Below are 16,301 nucleotides of genomic sequence, written 5' to 3'. Positions count from 1 at the left end.
TAACATGAAACAGCAAATCGTGGAGTGGCTGTCGCGCCGCCATGTGGAATTGACCGATATTGCCCATATTGTGTTGGAGTTACAGCGTCCGTACTATTCTGACCTGACGCTTGACTATTGTTTGGAGAGTGTTCATCGTGTCTTGGATAAGCGGGAAGTGCAGCACGCTCTCTATACAGGAATAGCACTTGATGAACTGGCGGAGCAGAAATTGCTGCCAGAGCCGCTGCAAAGCATCATGGAAAAAGATGAGCCTCTTTACGGCGTCGATGAAATTCTTGCGCTCAGTGTGACCAATGTTTACGGGAGTATAGGTTTGACCAATTTTGGATATCTCGATAAAACAAAAATTGGGATTTTGGGGTACCTGAATAATCACGCGTCGGAAATTCACGTATTTTTGGACGATCTCGTGGCTAGTGTAGCAGCGGCTGCGGCAGCTCGAATTGCTCATCAGCATCACGCTTCTTCTTATAAAGATGAATAAAATGACTGATAACAATCAAGGTGTGGCGTCCGCAGACAGGCATGGTATACTAAACATAATTTCAAAAAGAGGAACGTGGGCGATAGAAATGGGGCGATTGTGAATGTGGACTGTAATTTACATCGCCCAGTCTGCCAAGCAGGCTGAATGGGTGAAAGAAAAATTGACTCAGGAAGGTTTTCTCGCCAAAATTCGTGCAGCCCACATGGCCAAGCAACAATACGAAATTTTGATACCTGAAACGGAATTGGAAGAGGTAAAGGAAGTTCTTCATGATATCCTTCACTCTTCTTTGTGATGCAGAGGTGACGGAGTGCTTAAAGATTTATTTGTAAAGAAGCGGCATTATGCAACGCTGCCTAGCGCTGTTAAATCGTCAGAACGAGATCAGAAAAGTCAGTCTGTTCCTGAAAAAGATATTCCTAAAGGATTGGTGGAGAAATGCGACGGCTGTGGCGCTTTGTTGCTTGGCAAGGAGCTGCAGAAGCATGATTTCACCTGCCCTCATTGTGATTATCATTTCACGCTTGGGGCTGACCGCCGTATCCGTTTGACGCTGGACGAGGGCAGCTTTGAAGAGTGGGATGCTTCGTTGACTTCAGTCAACCCACTACATTTTCCCGATTACGACAAAAAATTAGCCAAAGCACAAGAGATGACCGGCATGCGCGAAGGCGTGGTCACAGGACGCGGGACCATTGCTGGGATTCCACTCGCTATGGGCGTGATGGACTCGCGTTTTATTATGGGTAGCATGGGTTCTGCGGTCGGAGAAAAGCTGACACGAATGATGGAACGCGCTTTAGCGGAACGTCTGCCAGTGGTACTCTTTACGGCTTCTGGCGGTGCTCGCATGCAAGAGGGCATTTTGTCGCTGATGCAAATGGCCAAAACCAGTGTTGCGTTGGAGCGTTTGCATGAAGAACAGCTTCTTTTTGTCACTGTTATCACGCATCCTACTACAGGTGGCGTAAGTGCGTCGTTTGCCTCGTTAGGTGATATTATCCTGGCAGAGCCGCGAGCTCTCTTTGGTTTTGCGGGGCGGCGCGTGATTGAACAGACCATCCGACAGAAGTTGCCAGACGATTTTCAAACGGCGGAATTCATGCTCAAACATGGCATGATTGACGAAGTTGTACATCGTAAGGAACTGGTCCATACTTTAGCCAATATTTTGACAATCCATAGCGCGAAGGGGTGGAAGCATGGCAACGGGACTTGATTTCGAGCAACCCATTCGCGATTTGGAAAGCAAAATTAAAGAACTTCGTTCTTTTGCGGAGAGCCATCAAGTGGATTTGTCTGATGAAATTCGCACGCTTGAACAGCGTCTGCAATCACTGGAGGATTCGCTATACAGTAATCTTACTCCTTGGCAACGAGTGCAGATTGCTCGCCAATCGGGGCGCCCAACCACTTTGGAATATGTGCGTGGGATCTGTGAGACGTTTGTAGAGTTGCATGGTGACCGCAACTTTCGGGACGATCCGGCTGTAGTTGGCGGTATTGGCATGTTGCAAGGACAACCTATCACATGGATTGGTCATCAACGTGGTCGAGATACCAAGGAGAATCTCTATCGAAATTTTGGTATGGCGCATCCTGAAGGATACCGCAAGGCGTTGCGACTTATGCGTCAGGCAGAAAAATTTGGTCGGCCAGTGGTATTTTTTATCGATACTATGGGTGCTTATCCTGGTAGTTCTGCTGAAGAACGGGGGCAAAGTGAGGCTATTGCAACCAATTTGCGGGCAATGGCCGGCCTCAAAACACCTACCATCAGTGTGGTCACTGGTGAAGGTGCGAGCGGAGGAGCACTCGGCATTGGCGTGACCGATCGAATTTATGCCTTAGAGTATTCTTGGTACTCTGTCATCGCTCCTGAATCAGCAGCTGCTATTCTCTGGCGCGACAGTACTTACGCCGAAAAAGCGGCTGAGGTCATGCGCATTACAGCGCAAGATTTAGTCGATTTGCGAATTGCTGATGAATTAATACCAGAACCACGAGGCGGTGCCCAGAAAGATCCAAATTGGATGATCTCTAAAGTAGGAGAAAAAATAGTAGCAGGATTGAAAGAACTTTTGCAAATTCCTATTGAACAACTGTTGGATGAGAGGTACCATAAGTACAGGGATATGGGATCTTTCTCGGAATAACAGAACTGGATTGAACGGAAGCGGCGATGTCCACCGGACTGGTGGGCATTCCGTTTGCCCAGCGTGAATGTCATAGGAAATGAGAAAGACTACATGGAGAATGCGTGCTCCAAGAGCGTACATAGAGAGCAGCCGTCGTTGAGTGGATAAGACTGTTTCTCTATTTAGGGACAAAAAATGTCCATGTATGACAAAATAAGTCCAGCGCATTGCTTTTGTGTCTCTTGATTTCTTTTGCTTTGTGTATGGAAACTGATTGAAATCGCCAAAGATGAGGAACGATATCCTCGGAAGGAACGGTGAATCATGCGAAAAACCAAAATCGTTTGTACCATTGGGCCTGCCAGTGAATCACCCGAAATCCTGCGTCAATTGATGCGCGCAGGCATGGACGTTGCCCGTCTCAATTTCTCCCATGGTTCCTATGAGGAGCATGCTGAGCGTATCCGTCGTATTCGTGAAGCGGCTGCGGATGTAGGTAAGCATGTAGCCATTTTGTTGGATGTCAAAGGTCCGAAGATTCGGACAGGGAAAATTGCGGGTGGACAAGTTGAACTGCTTGACGGAAAGTTGGTCACCTTGACCATCCAGCCTCTTGCAGAGGGAACGGCAGAACGCGTATGGATTTCCTATGAAGGACTTGTGGAAGACGTCTATCCAGGGGCTCCTATTCGTATTGATGATGGCTTGATTGGGTTGAAAGTGGTTGAAGTCAAAGGTCAGGACATTGTCTGCATAGTAACCAATGGCGGTATACTGAAAGACAATAAAGGAATTAATGTACCTGGTGTGACACTGCGTATTCCTGGTGTTACTGAGAAGGACAAGGCAGATATTCGCTTTGGTATTGACCAAGGTGTCGATATGTTTGCTGCTTCCTTTGTACGTAAAGCCGGAGATATTTTGGAAGTGCGCAGAATTCTCGAAGAACGCCATTACGAAGCAGATATTATTGCTAAGATTGAAACGGTGGAAGGTCTCGAACGGTTGGATGAAATTGTCGAAGTTACAGATGGTGTCATGGTGGCCCGTGGCGATCTTGGTGTAGAAATTGCGACAGAAGATGTGCCGCTGGCTCAAAAACGCATTATCTCGCTTTGTAACCAGTGGGGAAAACCTGTTATCACTGCAACGCAAATGCTCGATTCGATGCAGCGTAATCCTCGTCCAACTCGTGCGGAAGCCAGCGATGTGGCCAACGCTATTTTGGATGGCACAGATGCTATCATGCTCTCGGGCGAAACGGCTGCAGGCCGCTATCCCCTGGAATCGGTGCAAACCATGGCGCAGATTGCTGAGCGTGCTGAAGAGGCCATTTTAAAGCGTGAAGTGGTCTATCATCATCATACGGAAGTTGAACGGAAGGTGCCGGATGCGATTTCTCATGCGGCTAAAGAAATGGCTTCCGAATTGGATGTGGCTGCTATTGTCACCGCAACGACTTCCGGACATACAGCGCGACATATTGCCAAACATCGTCCGCTTAAGACCATTGTAGCTGCAACTCCGGATGCGAGGGTGGCACGTCGTTTAATGCTTTCCTGGGGTGTCTGTCCAGTTGTGGTACCTATGGCTTCCACGACAGACGATGTACTGGAAACCGCAGTAGAAGGTGCTCTCGATGCAGGTTATGTGCAGCATGGAGATATGGTGATTATTCTGGCAGGTGTTCCTGTCGGTATCCGTGGAACCACCAATTTACTAAAAGTGCACACTATAGGAGAAATTTTAGTTCGTGGTAAGGGAATTGGACAACATGCTGTGAGTGGACGTGCAGTAGTGTCTAAGAAAAATCAAGATATTCTGGAACGTGTTCAAGAAGGGGATATTCTTGTCACGAATTGCACCGATGCTGACATTATGCCTGCGATTGAGAGAGCTGGAGGAATGATTGTTGAAGAAGGTGGATTGACTTCTCACGCTGCAGTTGTGGCCATATCCCTCGGCAAGCCAGTAGTAGTCGGAGCTTCGGAAGCCACGGAGCGTGTGGAAGATGGTGCATTGGTTACGGTCGATCCGGTTCGAGGTTTGATTTATCGTGGTCGAGCGCAAGTGCTGTAAAATAGTTCAGCGGATGGGTAAATAAAAATCATGAGGATGGCGCTTGGCCATCCTCATGAAGTAGGATGTACCATCAACGAATATTGATACTCAACAGCTTCTAATAAATTCGCGAATATTTGCATTGTAGTTACGCTGCCTACTCCTCCGGGAGTGGGAGTGAGGGCATGAACCACTTCTGCCACTTCCGGCGCGGTATCGCCTGCGATTTGCCCGTTTTTATCCTGATTGATACCTGCATCAATGATAATAAGTCCTGGATGACACATTTCGGGCTGAATTAGACCTGCCTTCCCGACTGCAATAAAGGCAATTTCAGCGCGTTGCAAGTGCTCGCCAATATCTCGTGTTTCTGCATGACAAGCGGTTACAGTAGCTCCTCGGCGAATGAGTTGATGTAAAAGAGGCATACCGACCGTTCTCCCACATCCAACTAACGTAACGTTTCGTTTACGCAATGGAACTCCGTAATGATCGAGCATTTTCAAACAAGCGAGAGGAGTAGCTGGATAAATCCCTGGTGTACCGAGCATATTGGCTAGTGCGTTTTTTTCTGTCAAACCGTCAATATCCTTAAACGGATCGATCTCCTGTAAAATTCTCCATGATTCTAAATGATGAGGGAGCGGTAACTCAAGAATGATGCCATGAATGGTATGATCTTGATTCCATGCATGAATCTGTTCTATGACGCGTTGTTCCGTAACGCGTGCGGGAAAGATATGCAACATGCATTCAATGCCGAGCTTCTCTGCCATGCGGACTTTAGAACGAGCGTAACAGAGAGATGCGGCGTCTCCTTCGACTAAAGCAGCCACCATTTTTACCTGTATATGTCGATGAGAGAGGGAATTCACCTGCTCTCTAATTTGTTGTTTCATTTGATCTGCCACTGGTTTGCCATAGAGCAAGTGGGCCATGAGATCATCAACCTCCTATGCATAGGCTGTCCCAATGACGAAAAAAAACCGTCTGGGCGCCGTCTTTGTTTTTCGAGACGTTGCCCAGGCGGTCGGCAAAAGGCAGCAATCGTGCGCAGTCCCCCGTGGTTTTCCACGTTATCCGCCAGTTCTGCGCGCAGCCTGTTTCATTCACTGTAACAGTGTAAGTCTAACGCGATGGAGTACTTTCGTGCAACTGTTTGTCAACTTCTATCTGTTACGTTCGTTTGAATTTTCACCATGATATTGAAACCTAACTGCCTCTCGATAAAGTGCGAGAATATGTTTGCGCCGAACGGTTTGCCCAGTAGCCTCACAATGAGCCAGAAATTCTGGAATGTCCATATTTTTTCTCTCTTGGTTGCACGCTAAACAGGCACACATCAAATTTTTGGGATGAAATCGCCCACCTTTAGACTCAGGAATGATGTGATCCATTGTTGTGGCAGGTGCTCCGCACCATACGCAACGGCCACTGTCGCGGCGCAGAACCGTTTCTCGATATTTCTTTTTGCTCATAGCGGAAAAACGTAGGCGAATTGTTCTTTCATTGACCCAAAACGCATTTCCGTAGCGTACTTCTTCCTGTGCGCGCTCTTTGGTACAGGGAGTGAGCAGGGCACCCGAACCATCTAATACACGTACCACGCTACCCTCGTTCAGTTGGTGTCCGCAATGAGGGCAGGCCCCGTTATGACTCTCCATACTGGATATGGTAAATAATCCGTTGCAACGAGGACATCTCCCCTCTGCATGACGTTTTCTGCCCACATGCTCACCTCACTGACTAGAAAGTTCAAGGATGTTGTCATCAAATCATCGATTCCGTAAGTTCTCTGAATTCTATTGTGACAAATTTTGATTCGTAATGCGACTGGCTCACTGTGCGCTTGGTAAGAAGCTGAAAAGAGCTATACTGATGAGAGTGGTGAACATCAATCTCTATGGTGGGTGGAAAATAATGAGAATTGGATTTCTCGGCACAGGAACTATGGGCTTGCCCATGGCGGAAAACTTGCTACGTGCAGGATATAGTGTTACAGCATATAATCGATCTCCTGAAAAAGTTCAACCCTTGCTGCAAATGGGCGGAAAACAGGCTCAGAATATAGCTGAAGCCGTACGTAACCAAGATGTAGTTATCAGCATGCTTTCTGATGACAGCGCCGTACGAGAAGTCTATTTAGGAAATGGTGGTGTGGCTGAGAACGCGAAACATTCTTTTGTGGCTATTGATATGAGTACCGTTTCGCCGGGAACAGCTCTGGAAGTGCAGAAAAATATGAACCAATTAGGCATTGCGATGCTGGATGCCCCCGTTTCAGGAAGTGCAGGTGCAGCCAAAGAAGCGAAGTTACTCGTCTTGGCAGGTGGTCCGTTGGAAACGTATGAAATCACGCGTCCGATTCTGGCGGCTATGAGTCAGGCGCAATTTTATTTCGGACCTGGCGGTAACGGCGCCAAGGCAAAATTGGTTGTCAATCTACTTCTTGCCTTGACAATGCAAGGAATCTCTGAAGCGCTTGTCCTTGCAGAAACGTTAGGCTTGTCTCGCTCCAATGTTCTCGATATGCTTTCCCAGTCGTCTGTTGCATCACCTTTTCTTGGAATTAAAAAGCAGATGTTGATTGATGAATCTTTTCCACCAGCATTTGCACTGAAGTACATGCGTAAAGACTTGAATTTGATTCTCCAGGCAGCGACTGAGAGAGAAGCAGTACTTCCGGCCACGTCAGCAGCTTTCGCGAGCTATACGTCAGCGATGCACAATGGTTTTGCGGAAGACGATTTGGCAGCTGTTATGATGGAACTTTTAAGGCAATCAGGGTATACTGGCGCGAAGGATTCATCTTTCAACTTAGGTTTGTAGGGCAAGGAGGAAGAATTCATGCAAAGAGTGTTTTCCGGCATTCAGCCGTCAGGAACCATTACCATAGGAAATTACCTAGGCGCTATACGCAATTTTGTCCAATTGCAACATACAGCTGAATGTCTCTTCTGTGTTGTAGATATGCATGCAATTACTGTGCCGCAAGATCCACAGCAACTCTATCAGAGAACGCGCGAATTGGCCGCTTTGTATTTGGCGTGTGGCATTGATCCACAAAAGGCAATCTTGTTTGTTCAATCACATGTGCCTGCTCATGCTGAACTGGGGTGGCTTTTGCAGTGCATGATTTATTATGGCGAACTTGGACGCATGACGCAGTTCAAAGATAAATCAGAACAAAAAGATGTAGTTACAGCAGGTCTATTCACTTACCCGGCATTGATGGCTGCTGATATTTTGCTGTATCAAACCACTCTTGTCCCTGTTGGCGAAGATCAAAAACAACATCTTGAACTGACTCGCGATGTAGCCATTCGTTTCAACCGTCGTTATGGAGAAACGTTTATCGTTCCTGAGGCAATGATCCCTAAAATGGGTGGAAGAATTATGAGTTTGGAAAATCCTTTGAAAAAAATGAGCAAGAGTGATGAAAGTCCCAATGCAACGCTCTATTTGCTCGATCCGCCAGAAGTCCTACGGAAAAAAATTAGTCGCGCTGTCACAGACTCGGGACGCGAGGTCCGATACAATGAAGAAGAAAAACCAGCAGTATCCAATTTGATGACGATTTACGCGCTTTGTACAGGCAAGAGTCTGCAAGAAGTAGAGGAAGAGTTTGCAGGTCAAGGGTATGGGCCTTTTAAACAAGCTATCGCTGATGCGGTTGTATCCGTGTTTGAACCCATTCAGCAACGCTATCACGAATGGCTCGAATCTCCAGATTTAGAAAAGACACTTGCAGATGGGGCTGAAAAAGCTGAGAAACTGGCTTCTGTGACACTGGAGCAGGTCAAAGAACAAATTGGGTTTCTGCCGCGCAGAGCGTAAAAGATCATTCTTTGGTTTTTGGTTTTTCGTTAGCAATTATGCTAAGATGTGGCGTGGAACCTGATACATAAGGAGGCACCCTCATGGCGCAATTCAAAGCGTTTTCAGGCCCGACAGAAGGAGAACCGATTACTCTTCAAAACGGGCAGCTTCATGTTCCTCATCATCCTATTATTCCTTTTATTGAAGGCGACGGCACAGGTCCGGATATCTGGCGCGCATCGCAGCGTGTTTTTGATGCCGCTGTTCAAAAAGCGTATGGTGGCCAGCGGAAAATTGCGTGGTTTGAAGTTTATGCTGGCGAGAAGGCGTTCAATCAGTTTCAGGAATGGTTGCCAGAAGATACATTGAAGGCTCTTTCGGAGTATATTGTCTCCATCAAGGGACCACTGACCACACCCGTAGGGGGAGGCATTCGCTCGTTAAACGTAGCGTTGCGTCAAGAACTTGATTTATACGTATGCCAGCGTCCAGTTCGCTATTTCAAAGGCGTTCCCTCTCCGGTCAAACGTCCAGACTTGGTAGATATGGTTATTTTCCGTGAAAACTCGGAAGATATATACGCAGGTGTAGAATGGCAAGAAGGTACTCCTGAAGTGAAAAAGGTCATACAGTTCTTGCGTCAGGAGATGGGCGTGAAGAAGATACGCTTCCCAGAAACGTCCGGCATAGGCATCAAACCAGTTTCCAAAGAGGGTACAGAACGTTTGGTACGTTCAGCGATTCAATATGCGTTACAACATAAACGCAAGAGCGTCACATTGGTTCACAAGGGAAATATAATGAAGTTCACAGAGGGAGCCTTCAAAACTTGGGGTTACGAACTTGCCGAGCGTGAGTTTGCAGACCAAACGTTTACATGGGCTATGTATGATCGCATTAAAGAAAAAGATGGACAGGCCGCGGCTGACAAGGCTCAGGATGAAGCGCTCAAGTTAGGCAAAATTATTGTTAAAGATGTCATCGCAGATGCATTCTTGCAACAAATTTTATTGCGTCCAGCGGAGTATGACGTCATTGCTACACTGAATTTAAATGGTGATTACATTTCTGATGCCTTAGCAGCACAAGTAGGTGGCATTGGCATAGCACCGGGAGCGAATATCAATTATGAGTCCGGACACGCAGTATTTGAGGCGACACATGGTACAGCGCCAAAGTATGCCAATCTGGATAAAGTCAATCCGGGTTCTGTGATCTTGTCTGGTGTGATGATGTTTGAATATATGGGGTGGCAGGAAGTAGCGGACTCCATTATTCAGGCGTTGGAAAAGACTATTGAATCGAAAGTCGTAACTTATGACTTTGCCAGACTGATGGAAGGCGCTACTGAAGTAAAAACTTCTGGGTTTGCCGACGCAGTCATTGCGAATCTATAAGACATTGACGTGCCGCTTGGCGCGTCCTTTTCTTATTGACGTAAACATCAATCTGGTTTGCGAAGAATAGATAGTCAGAAGAGAAAGGTGGGTTATGACTATGATGAAGCGCAAAAAGGTATCTGTGATTGGGGCAGGACTAACAGGTGCTACAACAGCTTTCATGATTGCCTCCAAAGAATTAGCCGATATAGTGCTCTTGGACATCCCACAGATGGAAAACCCAACTAAAGGTAAAGCTTTAGATATGCAAGAAGCTATGCCTGTTATCGGATCGGACGTAACGGTAATAGGTACGGCAAACTATGAGGATACCAAAGATTCCGACTTGGTCATCATTACAGCTGGACTGCCGCGCCGACCTGGTATGAGCCGTGATGATTTGGTTTCCACCAATGCCGGAATTGTCAAATCGGTGACAGAGCAAGTGGTGAAGTATTCACCTGATTGCATTTTGATGGTGCTATCCAATCCTGTCGATGCCATGACCTATGTGGCCTATAAAACGTCCAAATTCCCTAAAAATCGAGTCATTGGTCAGGCGGGCGTCTTGGATACGGCACGTTTTAACACATTCGTTGCCATGGAACTTGGTGTGTCTGTGGAAGATGTGCGGGGATTTGTTGTAGGTGTCCATGGTGATGATATGGTTCCATTGGTTCGTTATTCCACAGTAGGCGGAGTGCCACTCACACAATTGCTTTCCAAAGAGCGCATTGATGCCATCGTTGAACGTACAGCGAAAGGCGGAGGAGAAATTGGGGCTCTAATGGGCAATGCAAGTGCCTACTACGCTCCTGGTGCGTCGTTAACAGAAATGGCGGAATCCATTTTAAAAGATAAGCGTCGCATTCTTCATTCTATTGTGCTTCTCGAAGGTGAGTATGGGCAAGAGAATATGTTTCTCAGTGTGCCCACGATTCTTGGTGGCAACGGTGTTGAGAAAATTATAGAAGTGGAACTTACGCAAGAAGAACGTGACGCTGTACAGCGTTCGGCTAATTCAGTGCGTCGTGTCATCAGTGTTGTAGACAATATGTAGGCAAACTGGTTTAAACAAAGCTGTTCATCATCACAACAGGTAGGCCTGAATGGCACTGCCTGTTGCTTTTTTATCTAAAGGTAGGAATGACCTGGAGCTAGCTATGCTACAATGACTAGCGAGTGAAGCTTGTCTTCGCAAGGCGAAGATAGGAAGTAGAGGTGCATATATGGTTGAACGAAACCCTCTTTTGGTAATTGTTGATGGAAACAGTATTGCATATCGAGCTTTTTTTGCGCTGCCTCCTTTAACGGATCCACAGGGACGACCCTCACAGGCAGTTTACGGATTCGCCATGATGCTGTTGCGATTACTGGAACAAAAAAAACCGACACATATGGCTGTCGCTTTTGATAAAGGCAAACAAACATTCCGTCATGAGTGGTATACAGATTATAAAGGCACAAGAGAAAAAACCCCCGATGATTTGGTGCAACAATTCCCATATATAAGAGAATTGCTTGAGGCATTTTCAATACCCTATTTTGAAATAGATCAATACGAAGCAGATGATATTATTGGCACATTATCTCGGCAAGCGGAAGAGGAAGGTTTGCCGACTTTGATTGTTTCGGGTGATAAAGATCTCTTGCAACTGGTGACTCCTACAGTAAGGGCTGCCTTAACCAAAAAAGGGGTTACAGATATGGATGAGTATGACGAAGATGCCGTTTATAATCGATTTCAACTATCACCTAAGCAAATCGTTGATTTGAAAGGATTGATGGGTGATCCGTCCGATCATATTCCTGGAGTTCCGGGTGTTGGAGAAAAAACCGCCATCAAGTTATTACAAACTTATGAAACGGTAGAAAATGTTCTTCTCAATAAGGAAGAAGTCTCGGGAAACAAATTGCGTGAACGATTAACTGAGCATGCAGAACAGGCTCTGCTTTCCAAACGACTTGCTACGATTCATCGTCATGTGCCCTTGGACGTTCCTCTCTCTAAACTGGAGTATCCAGGTTACGACGTGCAACGGCTAAAAGAAGCGTTTCATTCCTATGGGTTTCGCTCTTTAATCGACAAAATTTCCGGGGAAATGACAACATCCACGAATCCCGACAAAAATCATGTCGAAACGAGTGAAGTCTCAGACAACTGGACCATTCAACAGATTCGTCATATCGAGACGCGTAGCGAGTGGTCCGATTTTTTGAATCAATTAGCCGATCCGTTAGGAATCCTCTTTCACTTTTCTGATAAAACAAGTGTTTCTTCGGAGATTAGCGGGGTCATGCTGGCTTCCTCCAAGTCTGCAACTTTCGTGTCATTTGAGAAAGAACTCGATATGAGCGATCTGCAGGAGTTTTTCAACGGTCCGGAAGAAAAGGTTACTTTTAATGTCAAAGAAATGGCTGTACTGTTAGATGCTCACGGTATTACACTGTATCCGGATCATAATTTTCAGGATGTTATGTTAGCTGGCTATCTTCTAAACCCATCAGAGGGAGAATTGACCCTTGAGCAATTGGCAGAGCGAGAATTATCGCTATCATTTCCAAAGAATGTGCCTGTAGAAAATGAACTTCTTTGGTTGGGACGCAGAGCGCATTCGTTGGTCGAAATGCTCAATGGGTTACTGGAAGCCTTATCTGCTCAAGAAATGGATGATTTGTATCGGAATGTAGAGATGCCACTCGCGTTTGTGCTCGCAGGCATGGAAGTTTGTGGATTTCGGGTGGATGAAAAGCTTTTGAAAGAAATAGGCAAAGAACTGGATCAAAGTTTGCAAGCATTGACAAAGACTATTTATCAGATGGCGGGAACGGAATTTAATATTCAATCTCCCAAGCAACTGGGGGAGATTTTATTTGATAAACTCGGCTTACCAGCAGAGAAAAAGACGAAAACAGGTTACTCCACAGCGGCTGATGTTTTGGAACGTTTGGCGCCAACGCATGAAATTGTTCAAAATATCCTTGACTATCGTCAACTTAGCAAACTCAAATCAACCTATGTAGAGGGTCTCTTGAAAGTCATTCATAAGGATACGGGTCGAATTCATACTCGTTTTCATCAGGCGCTTACCGCTACGGGTCGTTTATCAAGTTCTGATCCTAATTTACAAAATATACCTATTCGTATGGAAGAGGGACGCCGTTTGCGTAAGGCATTTCTTCCTACTTATCCAGACTGGAAGATTCTCTCGGCTGACTATTCTCAAATTGAACTGCGCGTTTTGGCTCATCTCTCTGGAGATGAGGCGTTAATCGAAGCTTTTCGCCAAGACATGGATATTCATACACGTACAGCTGCTGACGTATTTGAGGTTTCTCCAGATCAAGTGACGCCACTCATGCGCCGTCAGGCAAAAGCGGTGAATTTTGGTATTGTCTATGGAATTAGTGATTTTGGCTTGGCCCAAAATTTGAACATTTCACGTAAAGAGGCCAATCGATTTATTGAAAATTATTTTTCAAAATTTCCACAAATCTACACTTACATGCAAGAAACTGTTAAAGAGGCTAGGAAACGAGGTTATGTCACAACGTTACTCAATCGTCGTCGCTATCTTCCCGATATTCACCATAAAAATTACACCATACGTTCCTTCGCTGAACGTACAGCAATGAATACGCCGATTCAGGGAACGGCTGCGGATATTATCAAGCTGGCCATGGTGCGTATGGATCATGCTTTAAAAATATCGAATTTGCATGCACGTATGCTACTTCAAGTGCACGATGAACTGATTTTTGAATGTCCTCAAAGCGAAGTAGTCTTGTTGAGTCAACTAGTGAAAGAACAGATGGAAACCTCTATATTGCTTACGGTTCCATTAAAAGTGGACGTTCATGTAGGGGGCTCTTGGTATGATGCCAAATAAAAGATATGAAAATGTTGGTTGGAAAACTTATTTTATGTGTGTTCTGAGAAGCCCCTGCCTTTAGGCATGGGGTGTGGACACCCTGTTATGCTTGTCATTTGTTTGTAAACTTTGTGCGTTAGAATGTCAATGGCAAGTAGTAAGGGGAGGATTCGACAGTTGCCTGAATTGCCTGAAGTAGAGCATGTTTGCCGTAATTTGCAGCAGTTGGTGGTTGGAAAGACCATAGGCTGTGTAGAAGTGCGTTTGCCAAGGATCATATGCTATCCATCAATCCAAGAATTTTGTGCACAACTTCAGGGTTTGACCATACAAGGTGTTCGTCGCCGAGGAAAATATCTGATTTTTTCAATCCCTCCTTTTGAACTTATCTCTCATTTGCGTATGGAAGGCCAATATAGATTAGCGATTTCAGAAGAAGAACAACCGCATACGCATGTGGTTTTTCACTTCACAGATGGCACAGAATTACGTTATCGGGATGTTCGGCAATTTGGCACCATGCATTTGACGGATCGGCCTGAAAATTATCCGATAGGATTACAAACGCTCGGTCCAGAGCCATTTGATGAATCGCTGAATGCTTCTTACTTTCTGCAAATCGCAGGACGCAGGAAACTGTCAGTTAAAGCGTTACTGTTGCAGCAAGACGTTATTGCGGGTATAGGGAATATTTATGCGGACGAGGCGCTTTTTTTGGCAGGTATTCATCCGGCGGCGTCTTGTTGGCAATTAAAGAAGAAAGATTGGCAACGTTTGTTGGTGAGTGTTCGCGAAATACTTCAAATGGCTATCGAGGCGGGTGGGTCTACGATACGTTCTTATGCTGATGGGTATGGTCGCCACGGCGGGTTTCAAATCCAATTGCAAGTGTACCAACGAGAAGGGCAACCCTGTCAACATTGCGGTCGGGAAATTGTCAAAATTCGTTTAGCCGGTCGAGGTACTCATTTTTGTCCAAAGTGTCAAAAGATACCGCGTGTTCAGTCGGATTCTCAATCTGTCCAAAGGAGAAAAGAAGCGTGATTATTGGATTGACAGGCGGTATTGCTTCAGGAAAAAGTACAGTTTCGGCTATGTTCAGAGAACTTGGGGCATATGTGGTTGACGCAGATATTTGGGCACGCAGAGTGGTCAGTCCAGGCAGTAGTGGATGGAAAGAAATAGTCGATTTTTTTGGGCGTGAAATTTTAACAGAAGATGGCGAACTGAACAGACCTAAACTGGCTGAGTTGATTTTTCATCATCCAGATTATCGCCATCGTCTCAATGCAATTACGCATCCAAAAATTCGTATAGGCATGAAAGAGGAGACAGAAGACTATCTTAAGCAATATCCAGGTCAACCTGTGATATGGGATGTGCCGCTTCTATTTGAAGGGGAAACACACCAACTCGTGGATGAAACTGTCCTCGTATATGTGCCCTACGATATTCAGTTAGAACGTCTGATGAAGCGCAATCAACTGTCTGAAGAGGAAGCGAAGGCTCGTATAGCTTCCCAAATGCCGCTCGATTCCAAGCGAAAACTTGCCGACTATTTAATTGACAATTCGTTAACTCTGGAACATACAAGAGAGCAGGTGCAATCCATATGGCGTACAATTCAACAAAACGCATGCCAAGAATAATTTTTGTCCGCCGTCGCTTCCTGGTTTCCTTACTCCTGCTCATTTCAGTCTTCGCCATCATTTCTTCAAACACTTTTTGGAGATGGATGTATCCCATTTCTTATCAGACAACGATTCAACAATCTGCTCGCGCTGTATCGGTTGATCCGCTTTTGGTAGCGTCCATTATTCGGGTGGAAAGTAAATTTAATAAAAACGATGTATCGGATGTAGGGGCAGTTGGATTGATGCAACTGTTGCCAAGCACTGCTTCTTGGGCGTTACAGAAAATGAATCAACAGAATATGGCGTTGCTGAGGAATACAGCAGATTCGAGTCATAGTTTGGCCAATCCAAGTGTCAATATTGCCATTGGGAGTTGGTATGTAGCTTATCTTATTCAACGCTTTCACGGTAATCTTGTGGCGGCAGTTGCTGCATACAATGCGGGTCCTCGTCGAGTGGAAACCTGGCTAGAGCAAGGAGTATGGAATGGCCAACTGAATACTATCTTAAATATTCCTGTAGGTGAGACGCGTCATTTTGTCGATCGCGTGTTTTACAATTATCGTCTTTATCAGCATATTTATGGATCTTTTCCTGAATGGCAAAAAGGTTGACACTGAATTGAAAACTGTTATAATGGGATTCGTTCTCTTTGATACACGTCGGGATGGCGGAATTGGCAGACGCGCACGTTTGAGGGGCGTGTGGGGTAACCCGTGCGGGTTCAAGTCCCGCTCTCGACACCAAAAAAGTCTGGAATATCTCAGTGTAGCAGGGTTTTTGAGCTTTTGAGCTCAAAAACCCTGTTTTGATTTCTGTCTGATATTTTGGCAGGAATTTAGCGTGAACGTGTGGAGACACACGTTCACAAGAGTGCGAACCCAAAAGGGGCCAACCCCCACACGTCC

15 protein-coding genes, 1 tRNA gene and 1 riboswitch are annotated in these 16,301 nt (G+C 45.7%); of the genes, 14 read left to right on the top strand and 2 right to left on the bottom strand.

The genetic code is table 11. The features are described from left to right. Nucleotides 1-4 precede the first annotated feature (4 nt). From ACOJUR_RS14365 to pyk, 5 genes are all read left to right on the top strand, one after another. Nucleotides 5-487, top strand: coding sequence for a phosphatidylglycerophosphatase A family protein (locus ACOJUR_RS14365; RefSeq protein ID WP_072874592.1), 483 nt, complete (start codon nucleotides 5-7; stop codon nucleotides 485-487). 103 nt (nucleotides 488-590) lie between these two features. After that, entirely contained in the window at nucleotides 591-785 is a 195-nt protein-coding gene (locus tag ACOJUR_RS14360; RefSeq protein ID WP_072874591.1) for a glutamate decarboxylase, read from the top strand. A 15-nt stretch (nucleotides 786-800) separates the two neighbouring features. Continuing rightward, complete coding sequence (accD, locus tag ACOJUR_RS14355; protein WP_072874590.1) at nucleotides 801-1,709, top strand: acetyl-CoA carboxylase, carboxyltransferase subunit beta; 909 nt, start codon at nucleotides 801-803, stop codon at nucleotides 1,707-1,709. Further along, nucleotides 1,693-2,646 carry an acetyl-CoA carboxylase carboxyltransferase subunit alpha gene (locus ACOJUR_RS14350; protein ID WP_203114675.1) on the top strand — a complete coding sequence of 318 codons (954 nt, stop codon included), beginning with the start codon at nucleotides 1,693-1,695 and terminating at the stop codon, nucleotides 2,644-2,646. Before accD ends, ACOJUR_RS14350 begins: the two co-directional genes overlap by 17 nt. A 306-nt stretch (nucleotides 2,647-2,952) precedes the next feature. Then, complete coding sequence (pyk, locus tag ACOJUR_RS14345; RefSeq protein WP_072874588.1) at nucleotides 2,953-4,707, top strand: pyruvate kinase; 1,755 nt, start codon at nucleotides 2,953-2,955, stop codon at nucleotides 4,705-4,707. Nucleotides 4,708-4,760: 53 nt separating this feature from the next. On the opposite strand, the gene ACOJUR_RS14340 is transcribed toward pyk, so the two are convergent. After that, nucleotides 4,761-5,627, bottom strand: a complete 867-nt coding sequence (locus tag ACOJUR_RS14340; protein ID WP_420950382.1) for a bifunctional 5,10-methylenetetrahydrofolate dehydrogenase/5,10-methenyltetrahydrofolate cyclohydrolase — start codon at nucleotides 5,625-5,627, stop codon at nucleotides 4,761-4,763. 75 nt (nucleotides 5,628-5,702) lie between these two features. Continuing rightward, nucleotides 5,703-5,790, bottom strand: a riboswitch (ZMP/ZTP riboswitch). A gap of 68 nt (nucleotides 5,791-5,858) precedes the next feature. Next, the gene (locus ACOJUR_RS14335; protein ID WP_083574285.1) at nucleotides 5,859-6,419 is read right to left on the bottom strand and encodes an HNH endonuclease; all 561 of its coding nucleotides are present in this window, start codon (nucleotides 6,417-6,419) and stop codon (nucleotides 5,859-5,861) included. A 190-nt stretch (nucleotides 6,420-6,609) separates the two neighbouring features. On the opposite strand from ACOJUR_RS14335, the gene ACOJUR_RS14330 reads away from it, so the two are divergent. The 9 genes from ACOJUR_RS14330 to ACOJUR_RS14290 all read left to right on the top strand — a co-directional run bounded on the left by ACOJUR_RS14330 (nucleotide 6,610) and on the right by ACOJUR_RS14290 (nucleotide 16,139). Continuing rightward, nucleotides 6,610-7,518 (top strand): NAD(P)-dependent oxidoreductase, encoded by a 909-nt coding sequence (locus ACOJUR_RS14330; RefSeq protein WP_420950381.1) that lies wholly within the window; start codon nucleotides 6,610-6,612, stop codon nucleotides 7,516-7,518. 18 nt (nucleotides 7,519-7,536) lie between these two features. Continuing rightward, complete coding sequence (gene trpS, locus ACOJUR_RS14325) at nucleotides 7,537-8,526, top strand: tryptophan--tRNA ligase (protein WP_072874584.1); 990 nt, start codon at nucleotides 7,537-7,539, stop codon at nucleotides 8,524-8,526. Between the two features lie 83 nt (nucleotides 8,527-8,609). Beyond that, on the top strand, nucleotides 8,610-9,905 hold the full coding sequence (icd, locus tag ACOJUR_RS14320; protein ID WP_072874583.1) for an NADP-dependent isocitrate dehydrogenase: 1,296 nt from the start codon (nucleotides 8,610-8,612) through the stop codon (nucleotides 9,903-9,905). A 100-nt stretch (nucleotides 9,906-10,005) separates the two neighbouring features. Then, on the top strand, nucleotides 10,006-10,947 hold the full coding sequence (mdh, locus tag ACOJUR_RS14315) for a malate dehydrogenase (RefSeq protein WP_420950380.1): 942 nt from the start codon (nucleotides 10,006-10,008) through the stop codon (nucleotides 10,945-10,947). 169 nt (nucleotides 10,948-11,116) lie between these two features. Continuing rightward, nucleotides 11,117-13,777, top strand: coding sequence for a DNA polymerase I (gene polA / locus ACOJUR_RS14310; RefSeq protein WP_420950379.1), 2,661 nt, complete (start codon nucleotides 11,117-11,119; stop codon nucleotides 13,775-13,777). A 159-nt stretch (nucleotides 13,778-13,936) separates the two neighbouring features. Then, a complete protein-coding gene (mutM, locus tag ACOJUR_RS14305; protein ID WP_203114670.1) occupies nucleotides 13,937-14,803 on the top strand; it encodes a DNA-formamidopyrimidine glycosylase in 867 nt (288 codons plus the stop codon). Then, the gene (gene coaE, locus ACOJUR_RS14300; RefSeq protein ID WP_306953487.1) at nucleotides 14,800-15,408 is read left to right on the top strand and encodes a dephospho-CoA kinase; all 609 of its coding nucleotides are present in this window, start codon (nucleotides 14,800-14,802) and stop codon (nucleotides 15,406-15,408) included. Before mutM ends, coaE begins: the two co-directional genes overlap by 4 nt. After that, the gene (locus ACOJUR_RS14295; protein WP_072874580.1) at nucleotides 15,372-16,007 is read left to right on the top strand and encodes a lytic transglycosylase domain-containing protein; all 636 of its coding nucleotides are present in this window, start codon (nucleotides 15,372-15,374) and stop codon (nucleotides 16,005-16,007) included. Before coaE ends, ACOJUR_RS14295 begins: the two co-directional genes overlap by 37 nt. A gap of 47 nt (nucleotides 16,008-16,054) precedes the next feature. Then, a tRNA-Leu gene (locus tag ACOJUR_RS14290) sits at nucleotides 16,055-16,139 on the top strand. Nucleotides 16,140-16,301: the final 162 nt, after the last annotated feature.

Source organism: Alicyclobacillus tolerans (genome assembly GCF_048984885.1).
GTDB classification, from domain to species: Bacteria; Bacillota; Bacilli; order Alicyclobacillales; family Alicyclobacillaceae; genus Alicyclobacillus_I; species Alicyclobacillus_I tolerans.
This window is presented reverse-complemented; position numbering and strand designations above follow the sequence as displayed.